This is a genomic window from Xanthobacter sp. DMC47, from assembly GCF_056313845.1.
The window spans coordinates 331,249-342,122 of record NZ_JBQUZM010000004.1; the positions used below are offsets into that span (position 1 = coordinate 331,249).

Sequence of the window (10,874 nt, forward strand, 5' to 3'; positions counted from 1 at the left end):
GCGCCGGCCATGACCGCCCCGACGCTCACCACAGCACGCCTCACGCTGCGCCCATGGCGGCCCTCGGATCGCGAAGGCCTGTGGCGCATGCAGTCCGACCCGCGCACGATGGAATTCCTGATGCCGGTGCCCGACCGCGCCGCGAGCGATGCGGTGGCGGATCGCGCCGAAGCGCATTTCGTCCGCCACGGCTTCGGCCTGTGGGTTGTGGAAGTGCCCGGTATCACCGACTTTGCCGGCTATTGCGGGCTGGTGCATGTGCCCTACGCTGAGCACTTCACGCCGGCGGTGGAAATCGGCTGGCGGTTCGATCCTGCCTTCTGGGGACGCGGCTATGCCACCGAGGCGGCGCGGGTGGCGCTGGCGTTCGGTTTTGACAGGCTGGGGCTGGAGGAGATCGTGGCCATCACCGTGCCGGCGAACCTTCGCTCGCGGGCGGTGATGGAACGGCTCGGCATGGCGCGGGACGAAGGAGGGGATTTCGACCTGCCGTCCACGCCGCCCGGCCACCCATTGCGGCGGCAGGTGCTCTATCGCCTCAGACGGTCACAAGCGCGGGCCTGACCACCGCCGCCTCGATGAGATCGGCGGCATCGATCACGCCACGCCCCTGCGCCATCTCGGCCGCGATCCGCTGCGCATTCTCCCGATAGCGCGGCTGTTCCAGCACGGCCCGCAGCGCCGTGGTGAGCCGCTTCTGGCTGGCGCGGCCGGCGGGCACCACCTCGGCGACACCAGCAAAGGCGAGGCGTGCGGCGGTGGCCGGCTGCTCGAAGGCGATGGGCATGGCGACGAGCGGCACACCCTCGGCCATGGCATCGAGCACCGTGTTCATGCCGCAATGGAGCACGGCCGCCGCGCAGCGCTTCAGAACCTCCTGCTGAGGCACAAATGCGCGCACTTCGGCGAAGTCGCTCAGACGCCCGGCCTCGGCCGGAGAGAGAAGACCGCCATGGGCGATGAGCAGGCGCACGCCCACTTCCCGGGCCGCCAGCGCGACCTTGCGGAACAGATCCGCCCGCGCGCCCTGCAATGTGCCGAGCGAACAGAAGACGAGTGGCTTGTCCCCCACTTCCGGCAGCGGTGCCGTCGCAGCCGGGATGGCGGCGGCATCGCGCCAGGGGGAGCCGTAATGAAAGGTGGCGGGCAGCTCGATGCGGGGAAAATCGAGTCCCCTCGGCATCTGCGCCACCGTCAGCAGCGGCGAGAAGCCGCCGTCGGCGAACGGGTCGAGCCCGAAGGCTGCGCCATGCCGCGCCAGCACCTTGCGCATGGACGACATGAGAAAATCGGTGACGCGATAGCCGCCCTTGTTGCGGACCAGCGCCTTCTCGCCTTCCTCATAAGGCCAGGGCACGAACGGCGGTGGCACGCCGACCTCGCGGTTCAGCAGCAGCGCCGTTGCGGTGGAGATCACCGGCAGGCCGAGATGGCGCGCCACCAGCGTGCCGGCGGCCTCCGTCTGGTCTGCGATTACCGCGTCCGCGCCGATGTCGCGCAGCACGCTGGGTAGGTCGCGACACAGCATGTCGGTCTGCGCTGCGGTGGCCTTGAGCGTGCCGAGCAGGCCCAACAGTCCCGTGGGCTTGGCGAGGCGGTTCACATAGGCATCGAGGGCGCCGGCGGGATAATCCCGCGCGCCGACCGCCGCGAAGCCCGCGCCCTTCCCGCTTACCAGCCGAGCCGCATCCGCCATGTGGACGAAGGTGACGCGATGGCCCCGCGCGCCAAGCTCGCGCGCGAGCACCAGCAAGGGGTTGTAGTGCCCCGGCAGAGGTGGGGCGACGACGGCGAAATGAGTCATCGCGGCCGCGTCCACAAATGCTTCGGGCGCGGCGGCTGAGGCCCGCTGCGGCGGGTGGAGAGGGCAAGGCCGATGCCCTGCATCAGGTAGCCGATCTTCTGCGCCTTGGTGGTGGAGACGCGCGCATCCCACGCCCCTGCCCCGCGCCGGCGCACCTCGGTGCCAATGGCGCGGTAGACACAGCGGGCAGCGCCCACGGCGGCGGCGGCGCGGAACGGCAGGGCGCCCATGCCGATCACCGCCTGTTCGTAATAGGGCTCCGCCACGTCCAGGAGGCGCGCGACGGCGGCGGCGACGGCGGCCCGGTGCTCCGGCGCGCCAATCTCCGCCTCGGGCACGCCTTCCATGTCGAGGAAGGTGCCGGGCACATAGATGCGGCCGATGCCGGCATCCTCGATCACGTCGCGGGAGATGTTGGTGAGCTGGAAGCCGAGGCCGAGATCGCTCGCCCGGTCCAGCACCACTTCGTCCCGCGCGCCCATGATCAGCGCCATCATCACCCCCACCACGCCGGCCACGTGGTAGCAGTAGGTGAGCGTGTCATCGAGGGTCTCGTAGCGGCGGCCTTCCACATCCATGCGGAAGCCTTCGAGCAGGTCGAGGGGATGGCGCTCTGGAATGTCGTTGCGCCGGACCACTTCGGCGAAGGCGGCGAAGGCGGGGTGGGAAGACGGCACGCCCCGATAGGCCCGGCGCGTCTCCTCGAACAGGGCCTCCAGCCGCTCGGCCGGCGTCTGCGCGCTCGCGATGCGGCCGTGGCCCAGCTCCTGCCCATCCACCACGTCGTCGCAGTGGCGGCACCAGGCATAGAGCATCACCGCGTCCTCGCGCATCCGCGGGGCGAACAGGCGGGCGGCGGCTGCGAAACTCTTGGAGCCCTTGGCGATGGCCTCCTCGCTCGCGCCCACAACATCCGGAGCGGCGTCCGTCCCGCTCATGCGGGGGACCGGGCGGCGATGCCGAGGTCTTCCAGGATGAGGCCGGCCGTCGCCTTGGCCGATCCCACCACCCCGGGCACGCCCGCGCCCGGATGTGTGCCGGCGCCGGCGAAATAGAGGTTGGCGATCTTGTCGTCCCGGTTGTGTGGCCGGAACCACGCCGACTGGGTGAGGATCGGCTCCACCGAGAAGGCCGAGCCGAGATGGGCGGAAAGCTCATCCCTAAAGCCGAAGGGCGTGAGGATGCGCGTGGTCACGAGGCTGTCCTTCAGCCCTGGCAGCAGGCGCTGCTCCAGATGGCCGAGGATGCGGTCGCGATATTTCGGCCCCTCCACCTCCCAGTCGATCTCCGCCTTGCCGAGATGCGGCACGGGGGAGAGCACGTAGAAGGCCGTGGAGCCCTCCGGCGCCAGCGATTTGTCAGTGACGGTGGGGGCGTGGAGATAGAGCGAGAAATCGTCCGGCAGGTGCGGGCCCTTGAAGATCTCGTTCACAAGGCCCCGATAGCGCGGGCCGAACAGCACGGTGTGGTGCTGGAGATGATCCCACGTCCGGTTGGCGCCGAAATAGATGACGAACAGCGACATGGAATGCCGCTTCTTCGCAAGCTTCGCGCCCTCCGCCTTGCCCCGCGCGCTGTTGCGCATGAGGTGGGCGTAGGTGTGCACCACGTCGGCGTTGGAGGCGACGAGATCGAACGGGAGCTTCTCGCCGCCCACGCGAACGCCGGTGGCCCGGTCGCCCTCCACCACGATCTCATCGACCTTGGCGGAGAGGTGGATGGTGCCGCCGAGGTCGGTGAACAGCTTGACCATGCCGCGCACCAGCGCGCCGGTGCCGCCGCGCGGGAAGAACACGCCCCATTTGCGCTCCAGCGCATGGATGAGGGCGTAGATGGACGAGGTGGAGAAGGGATTGCCCCCCACCAGCAGCGAGTGGAAGGAGAAGGCCTCGCGCAGGTGCTCGTCCTGGATGAAGCTCGACACCATGGAATAGACCGAACGCCACGCCTGGAGCTTGGCGAGCTGCGGACCGGCCTTCATCATGTCCGAGAAATTCAGGAAGGGCACGGCGCCGAGCTTGAGGTAGCCCTCCTCGAACACCGCCTTGGAATAAGCGAAGAACCGCCGGTAGCCCTCCACGTCCGCCGGGTTGAAGGCGGCGATCTGGGCGTCGAGGGCGGTCTGCTCGTTCACATAGTCGAACTGGCGCCCGTCCGACCACAGCAGCCGGTAGAAGGGCGAGACCGAGATCAGGTCCACATAGTCGGAAAGCCGCCGGCCGGCCGCCTCATAGACCTCTTCGAGGCAGGAGGGGTCGGTGATGACCGTCGGCCCGCCATCGAAGGTGAAGCCCTTGTCCTCATAGACATAGGCCCGACCGCCGGGCTTGTCCCGCTGCTCGAAGATTGTCGTGGCAATGCCAGCCGCCTGCAGGCGGATGGCGAGGGCGAGCCCGCCGAAGCCGGACCCGATGACGGCGGCGCGGCGGGGAGACTTGGTGACGTCGAGCATTATCTGGGACCGATAGCGGATTTTGTCTCGGGCAGGCAGGAAAGCGCCTTCAGCACCGATACGGGCGGACGGCCCGTAAGGATGCGTGCCTTGTCCTTGAAGGTGAGGCGATCCCCGTAGAAGCGCTGGATCAGCTCCTCGGGCAAGCGGTAAAAGCGCTCGAGGATGGCGTAGCGGCGATCCGGCGCGGCGGCGCGGAACAGCATGCGGTTGAGCAAACGGAAGAAACCGCGGCTTTCCCAGCGCTGGGCGGCGTGCTGGCGCACGAAGGCGGAGATCGCGGGGCCTGACAAATCCGGAAGTTCGCTCACGAGGTCGGCAAGCTCCAGTGCATCGGGCAGGGAATAGCCGGTGGTGGGGTGGAACAGCGCGGCGCGCAGGCCGACCCGGGCGACACCCTGAGGCGCCTCGGCCAGGAACGCGCTGATGTCGCCGCCCAGCGCGATGGGCAGGATGCCCTCCTCCTCCCGCACCACATGATCGATCTCCCAGCCCTGCGCGGCGGCATAGGCGGCGATGCGAAGGCGGAGGCTATCGATGGGCAGCTCGGCACCGCTCGAATAATAGGTGTCCTCGATCAGCAGCGTTTGCGGGTCCAGCGGCAGCACATAGACGAAGCGATAGCCGTCGATCTGCTCGACCCGCGCGTCCATGATGAAAGGCCTGTGCAGGCCGTGCGGACGGGTGAGCTGGACCTCCTGGCCGAGGAACTTCTGGAAGCCGAGGTCGAGATGGCGGGACGAGACCGGGCCTCGGCCGTCGATGACCGCGCCCGCGTCGATGCGCTCGCCACCAGCCAGGACCACATGATCGGCCGCCACATGGGCCACCTTGGCGTTGAGGCGGATGGAGGGGTTGAGGCGTTCATGCATCACCTGCGACAGCCGCTCGGAGGTGATGGTGCCGTAGTGGCCCTTGAGAATGCGGGAATAGGCCGGGAAGTGCACGTCGTGCCCCATCCACACATGGGCGCGGAACGGGCTGAGGAAGGCATGCTGCATGCGGCCGAAATCGCTGGAATGATAGGACCAGCTATGGTTGCCGCCCACGCTTTCGCCGGCCTCCAGCAGCAGCACGCGAACCCGGCTGCGCCGCTCGGCGATGCGGGCGGCGATCAGGCAATTGGCGAGCCCGGCACCGACGAATACGATATCCATGCCCGCCCCGTTCCCCTGGGTTGCGCCTCCTTGAAGCCGAATAGCTGTCGGCCGCACGCCTGTCACCCCCTGCGTCAGGATGGATGCGGCCTGGTGCCGCTGCGACTCGCTCTCACTTGCGAGTGGCGCCGCCGAGACTTACCTCAACGGAGCACACTGCGCCGGCGAACAATCGCCAGACCCGCGTGACGCCGGCAGGCACCTGCCCGACCCGGCCCGGGAGACATCATGAACGAAGAACATTGGCCGCGTCTCTCGCCCCTTTCGACGGGCGTGAGGGGCCGCTGCCCCCGCTGCGGCGAAGGCCACCTCTTCAACGGCTTCCTGACGATTGCCCCGTCCTGCGAAGTCTGCGGGCTGGACTATTCCTTCGCCGATCCGGCGGACGGCCCGGCCTTCTTCGTCATGTGCTTCGCCTGCGTCCCGGCGGTGCTGTTCGCCATCTGGCTGGAGGTGGCCTTCCAGGCGCCCTACTGGGTTCACCTCGTCACCACGCTGCCCCTGCTGCTGCTCACCTGCATCCCGCCGCTGCGGCCGTTGAAGGGCTGGCTCGTGGCGAGCCAGTATTATTACAAGGCCGAGGAAGGCCGCCGCGTGATCACCCCGTCCGCCCCCGAGGGACGGACGGGCGCCTGATTCTCCTCAGCGTCCCCTGCCTCAGCGTCCCAGCCCCATGGCGTGGGGCAGCCAGAGGGTGAGGCCGGGGATGTAGGTGATCGCCAGCAACGCGATTATCAGCGGCACCAGCCACGGCAGGATGGCGATGGTGGTGCGCTCCACCGAGAGCTTCGCCACCCGCGCCAGCACGAACAGCACCATGCCAAGCGGCGGGTGCAAAAGCCCGATCATCAGGTTCAGCGTCATGATGAGCCCGAAATGGATCGGGTCGATGCCGAGCTTGAGCACGATGGGCAAAAGGATCGGCACCAGGATCGTGATGGCCGCGATGGTGTCGATGAAGCAGCCCACGAACAGGATGAGCAGATTGGCCAGCGCCAGGAACACCCACTTGTTCTGGGTGAAGCCGAGAATGGCGTCGGAGAGCATCTGCGCCGCCTGGCTCGCGGTGAGCAGCCACGCGAAGATGGACGCCGCGGTGACGATGAACAGCACCGAGGCCGTCGTCTCGATGGTGTCGAAGGTGGCCTTCGCCAGCGTCTTCAGCGTCATGGAGCGGTAGCGCACGAGGCCGAGGAACAGGGACCAGATCACCGCCGCCACCGCTGCCTCGGTGGGCGTGAACCAGCCGAGCGTCATCCCGCCAATGAGGATCACTGGCGTCATCAGCGCCATGACGGCGGAGAAATCGAAGTACCAGTCGAGCGCCACGAGCGCCGCGAGCGCGATGAGCACGGCCTGATTGGTGGAGAGCCCCACCGCCATCATCACATAGACCGCCGCCGGGAAGGCCAGCACGATCACCACCTCGACGCCGGCCGACAGAAGCTTCCCCCATTCGAACGCCGCATCCGAGCCCCAGCCGTTGCGGCGGGCGAAATAGGCGACCGTAGCCATCATCAGCAGCGTCATCACCGCGCCGGGCACCACCCCGCCCAGGAACAGCGCGCCGATGGAGACGTTGGCCAGCATGCCGTAGATGACGAAGGGCAGGCTCGGCGGGATGATCGGCCCGAGCGTCGCCGAAGCAGCGGTGACGCCCACTGAGAATTCGGTGGAATAGCCATGATCCTTCATGGCCTTGATCTCGATGGTGCCGAGCCCGGCCGCATCGGCGATGGCGGTGCCGGACATGCCGGAGAAGATCACCGACCCGATGATGTTCACCTGCCCCAGGCCCCCGCGCATCCAGCCCACCAGCGCCACCGCGAAGGCATAGATGCGCCCGGTGACGCCGGCGATGTTCATGAGGTTGCCGGCCAGGATGAAGAATGGCACCGCCAGAAGCGGAAAGCTCTCCACGCCGGCGATCATGCGCTGGGCGATGACCACGTCGGGCACCGAGCCGGTGACGAGAATGTAGACCAGCGATGCCCCGGCCATGGCGATGGCCACCGGCACGCCGCAGAGCATGAGGAAGAGGAACCCGCCGATGAGCAGCCACATGGCTCAGTCCCCCTTGTGATCGAAAGTGCCCTCGAACGCCTCGGGGCGTTCGAGCACGCTGTAGCCGCGGCGGATGTTGCCGATGGCGACCTGAACCGAGCGGATCAGCATCATCACGAAGCCGAACAGCACGGCGTAGTAGACGACGCTCTTCGGCGCATCGACCATCACCATCGGCTCGTCGCCCACGAGAGCGATGTAGCGCACGAGCAGCCACACGCCGTAGGCGATGAAGCCGGTGCGCACGAGGTCCACGAACAGCGAGAGCACGTGCCCGGCCGGTGCCGGCAGGAAGCGGTAGATGAGGTCCACCTGGATGTGCCGGGAGAGCCGCACGCACATGGCTGCGCCAATGAACACCACCGCCACGAGGCAATAGGTGGCGAGTTCCTCGGTCCACGAGAAGCTGTCGTTGAGGACGTAGCGGGTGAAGAACTGGGTGAAAACCAGCCCCGCCATGATCCAGAAGATCGCCAGGGTGATCCAGTCCTCGAAGGCGTAGCCGGAGAGGTCCACCTCCTCCTGCTGCTCGAACGTATGGGCGAGTTCCTCGCCGGTGACGCGGGTGTGGACTTCTTGGGCCATGAAGGGGTCCGGGCTGGGGGATGCACGAATGAATCGGACGAGGCACGGTCTTCCGCTCGCCATCCCCCGGCTTGTCCGGGGGATCCACGTCTCGGCGAAAGCTGAGCCTCAGGCCCGAGAACCGACCGAGCGGCGGCGCGGATGCCCCGGACAAGCCGGGGCATGACGAACCTGGAAGGGCATGGTGACGCGGGAGCGGACCCCGCCCCGCCTCACATGTTGCTCTTGATGGCCTGGATGCGGTCCCAGTCGGCCTTGCGATAGCCGAAGCTCTCGAAGGTGATGTTCTTCATCACCGTGTCGCGGAAGTCGGCCGTGTCCACCTCGACCACGGTGAGGCCCTTCTGCTTGAAGATGTCGAGCAGTTCTTTCTCCCGCTGCGCCACCTCGGCCGTGGCCTTGGCGGCCGCCTCCTGGGTGACCTCGGTGAAGATCTTCTGGTCCTCGGGCGAGAGCTTCTTCCACAGGCTGCCGGAGATGATCGTGTTGAGGTGGTCCACGATGTGGCCCGTCAGCACGATGTTCTTCTGCACCTCGTAGAACTTCTTCGCCTCGATCGTGGTGAGCGGGTTCTCCTGCGCATCCACCGTGCCGTTCTGGAGGGCGAGATAGACCTCGGCGAAGGCGATGGGGGTAATGTTGGCGCCGCAGGCCTTCGGCATGGCGAGATAGGCCGGCGCATCCGGCACGCGGATCTTGAGACCCTTCATCTCGGCGCAGGTCTTGAACGGCTTGTTGGAGGTGGACTGGCGCACGCCGTAATAGGTCACGGCGACGATGTGGTTGCCGGTCTTGTCCTCGTAGCCCTTGGCGAGGTCCTTGAAGACGTCGCTCTTGGCGTAGGCGAGCAGGTGGTCGGCGTCGCGGAAGGTATAGGGATAATAGGTAACGCCGATGGGCGGATACGCCTTTCCGGCAAAGCTCGAGCCGGAGATGATCATGTCCACGGTACCGAGCGTGAGGCCCTGGTTGATGTCGCTCTCCTTGCCGAGCTGCGAGGAGGGATAGACATCGATCTGGTAACGCCCGTTGGTGCGCTTGGCGATTTCGCCGGCCGCCCACACCGAGGCGGTGTGGAACGGCTCGGACGGCTCATAGACATGCGCCCACTTGAGCTTGGTCTGGGCGCTGGCCGGCCCGCCGAAGGTGAAGGCAGCCGCAAGGGCAAGAGGCAGGGCTAGCGCGGCCGCAAGGCCACGGCGACGGTCGATCATCAAATTCCTCCCACACGGAATGCGGCGTCTTTGTCCGCTTGGTGCGATGCGGCGTGTTCCGGTCGGCTAAATCGTTTTGATCCGCAGCCGGATGCCGCTCTGCCCCATGGTACTCGGTCCAAAGCGCGGGGCAAGGCTCATGTCGACACGAGTCACGCTTGCGCGCCTGACGTGTGCAGGGATGTGGCGCCCGTTTAGCGGGCCGGAGTGGACGTGCCCTCCCCCGCCACCTCATGCCCCCCGCTTCCCTTCTGTGCGAAGAACTGCGTGACGCCGGTGGCGATGGCTCCGGCCATGCGGTCGCGGCCGGCTTCGGAGGTGAGCTGCTTCAGATCGTCGGGGCTCGACATGTAGCCGAGTTCCACCAGCACCGACGGCACGTCGTGGGCACGCAGCACGCGGAAGCCGGCGGATTTGAGCGGCGTCCCATGCAGCCGCGTCGCGCCCTTCATGCTGCCGACCAGGGTGCGGGCGAACAGCGCGGAGAAATTGCGCGTCTCCCGCCAGGCGAGATCCACGAGGATGCCGGCGACCTCGTCGGTCTCGTCGGAGAGATCGACGCCGGCGATGAGGTCCGCCTTGTTCTCCTTGTCGGCCAGATGGGCCGACTCCGCATCGCTGGCCGTCTCCGACAGGGTGTAGACGCTGGCACCGCGCGCCCTGCCGTCGCCGCGGGCGAGCGCGTCCGCATGGATGGAAATGAACAGGTCCGCTCGGTTAGCGCGGGCGATACGGACCCGGTCGGCGAGCGGGATGAAGGTATCGGTGGAGCGGGTCAGCACCACGCGATACCCGCCGGCTTTTTCCAGCCGGTCGCGCAATGCGAGGGCGGTTTCCAGCACGATGGTCTTTTCGACGAAGGCCGAATAGCCGGAGGTGCCGGAATCGATCCCGCCATGGCCAGGATCGATGACGATGACCGGCCGCGTGTCGCCGGCCTGCGGCGTTTCGACGGGCGTCGCCGGTAGCGCGGTGCGCTGCTCGGCCTCGGTGGCGATGGAGCGGGCGAACGCGTCCGGGTCGGCCTTGACCAGATCGACCACCAGACGGGCGGGCTGGTCGTCCACCGCGTCCAGCACGAACGCCTTGTCGATGGCGACCGGGCCGGAAGCCTCCAGAACCATGCGCGCCTTGCCCGGCGCAAAGACGCCGAATCGGTAGGCCGTCACCAGTCCCCGGCGCAACTGACTCGCTTCCGGCTTCAGGGCAAAGGTCACGTCGGAAAGATCGAGAATCACCCGGGGCGGGTTGGCCAGGGTAAAGGCGCGGAAAGACGGGGCACGGTCGAGATCGACGACGAGGCGCGTGCGCTTCGCGTCCCCGGCGAGGCGAGCCTCCCGCGCCACCGCCGGTGCGGCCGTTTCCCCCTGCGCCCGAGCAGGCCCCGTTCCGAACGCCGAAAAAACGAACAAGAGCAGGAAAGCGGCAATTCGGGCCGTCATCCGCAGATGGGCGGACGTATGGAGAACGGACAAGGCGGCGGGCCCGGGCCGGCGTCGCATCATCGAAATTTCACCCTCGTGCTGGTCAGCTTCGGCGTGCTTCCAGAGCGGGCCACAGGAGAGGGGCAGGCATAAGGCGGCGGGTGTAAACGAGCC

10 protein-coding genes are annotated in these 10,874 nt (G+C 67.3%); 2 read left to right on the plus strand and 8 right to left on the minus strand.

Annotated elements, in window-relative coordinates; translation table 11 throughout:
- Nucleotides 1-9: 9 nt before the first annotated feature.
- Entirely contained in the window at nucleotides 10-564 is a 555-nt protein-coding gene (locus ACT54R_RS13280; protein WP_476326994.1) for a GNAT family N-acetyltransferase, read from the plus strand.
- On the opposite strand, the gene ACT54R_RS13285 is transcribed toward ACT54R_RS13280, so the two are convergent.
- The 4 genes from ACT54R_RS13285 to crtY are packed head-to-tail and all read right to left on the minus strand — an operon-like array spanning nucleotide 539 to nucleotide 5,413.
- On the minus strand, nucleotides 539-1,804 hold the full coding sequence (locus ACT54R_RS13285; RefSeq protein WP_476326996.1) for a glycosyltransferase: 1,266 nt from the start codon (nucleotides 1,802-1,804) through the stop codon (nucleotides 539-541). The two genes, ACT54R_RS13280 and ACT54R_RS13285, sit on opposite strands and share 26 nt — an antisense overlap.
- On the minus strand, nucleotides 1,801-2,742 hold the full coding sequence (locus ACT54R_RS13290; RefSeq protein WP_476326998.1) for a phytoene/squalene synthase family protein: 942 nt from the start codon (nucleotides 2,740-2,742) through the stop codon (nucleotides 1,801-1,803). The genes ACT54R_RS13285 and ACT54R_RS13290 overlap by 4 nt, the downstream gene beginning before the upstream one ends.
- The gene (locus ACT54R_RS13295) at nucleotides 2,739-4,256 is read right to left on the minus strand and encodes a phytoene desaturase (RefSeq protein ID WP_476327000.1); all 1,518 of its coding nucleotides are present in this window, start codon (nucleotides 4,254-4,256) and stop codon (nucleotides 2,739-2,741) included. The genes ACT54R_RS13290 and ACT54R_RS13295 overlap by 4 nt, the downstream gene beginning before the upstream one ends.
- Entirely contained in the window at nucleotides 4,256-5,413 is a 1,158-nt protein-coding gene (gene crtY, locus ACT54R_RS13300) for a lycopene beta-cyclase CrtY (RefSeq protein WP_476327002.1), read from the minus strand. The genes ACT54R_RS13295 and crtY overlap by 1 nt, the downstream gene beginning before the upstream one ends.
- Nucleotides 5,414-5,641: 228 nt before the next feature.
- Here crtY and ACT54R_RS13305 point away from each other — a divergent pair, with 228 nt between their 5' ends.
- A complete protein-coding gene (locus ACT54R_RS13305; RefSeq protein ID WP_168456673.1) occupies nucleotides 5,642-6,049 on the plus strand; it encodes a DUF983 domain-containing protein in 408 nt (135 codons plus the stop codon).
- Between the two features lie 21 nt (nucleotides 6,050-6,070).
- Here ACT54R_RS13305 and ACT54R_RS13310 read toward each other — a convergent pair whose 3' ends face one another.
- From ACT54R_RS13310 to ACT54R_RS13325, 4 genes are all read right to left on the minus strand, one after another.
- A complete protein-coding gene (locus ACT54R_RS13310; protein WP_476327004.1) occupies nucleotides 6,071-7,477 on the minus strand; it encodes a TRAP transporter large permease in 1,407 nt (468 codons plus the stop codon).
- Between the two features lie 3 nt (nucleotides 7,478-7,480).
- Nucleotides 7,481-8,062 carry a TRAP transporter small permease gene (locus ACT54R_RS13315; RefSeq protein WP_476327006.1) on the minus strand — a complete coding sequence of 194 codons (582 nt, stop codon included), beginning with the start codon at nucleotides 8,060-8,062 and terminating at the stop codon, nucleotides 7,481-7,483.
- A gap of 212 nt (nucleotides 8,063-8,274) precedes the next feature.
- Entirely contained in the window at nucleotides 8,275-9,276 is a 1,002-nt protein-coding gene (locus ACT54R_RS13320) for a sialic acid TRAP transporter substrate-binding protein SiaP (RefSeq protein WP_168456670.1), read from the minus strand.
- 194 nt (nucleotides 9,277-9,470) lie between these two features.
- Nucleotides 9,471-10,622, minus strand: coding sequence for an N-acetylmuramoyl-L-alanine amidase (locus tag ACT54R_RS13325; RefSeq protein WP_476327008.1), 1,152 nt, complete (start codon nucleotides 10,620-10,622; stop codon nucleotides 9,471-9,473).
- Nucleotides 10,623-10,874 lie beyond the last annotated feature (252 nt).

Bases quoted from the DNA above. Each gene is read 5' to 3' on its own strand.
- ACT54R_RS13280 (WP_476326994.1), top strand. From the start codon at position 10: ATGACCGCCCCGACGCTCACCACAGCACGCCTCACGCTGCGCCCATGG.
- ACT54R_RS13285 (WP_476326996.1), bottom strand. From the start codon at position 1,804: ATGACTCATTTCGCCGTCGTCGCCCCACCTCTGCCGGGGCACTACAAC.
- ACT54R_RS13290 (WP_476326998.1), bottom strand. From the start codon at position 2,742: ATGAGCGGGACGGACGCCGCTCCGGATGTTGTGGGCGCGAGCGAGGAG.
- ACT54R_RS13295 (WP_476327000.1), bottom strand. From the start codon at position 4,256: ATGCTCGACGTCACCAAGTCTCCCCGCCGCGCCGCCGTCATCGGGTCC.
- crtY (WP_476327002.1), bottom strand. From the start codon at position 5,413: ATGGATATCGTATTCGTCGGTGCCGGGCTCGCCAATTGCCTGATCGCC.
- ACT54R_RS13305 (WP_168456673.1), top strand. From the start codon at position 5,642: ATGAACGAAGAACATTGGCCGCGTCTCTCGCCCCTTTCGACGGGCGTG.
- ACT54R_RS13310 (WP_476327004.1), bottom strand. From the start codon at position 7,477: ATGTGGCTGCTCATCGGCGGGTTCCTCTTCCTCATGCTCTGCGGCGTG.
- ACT54R_RS13315 (WP_476327006.1), bottom strand. From the start codon at position 8,062: ATGGCCCAAGAAGTCCACACCCGCGTCACCGGCGAGGAACTCGCCCAT.
- ACT54R_RS13320 (WP_168456670.1), bottom strand. From the start codon at position 9,276: ATGATCGACCGTCGCCGTGGCCTTGCGGCCGCGCTAGCCCTGCCTCTT.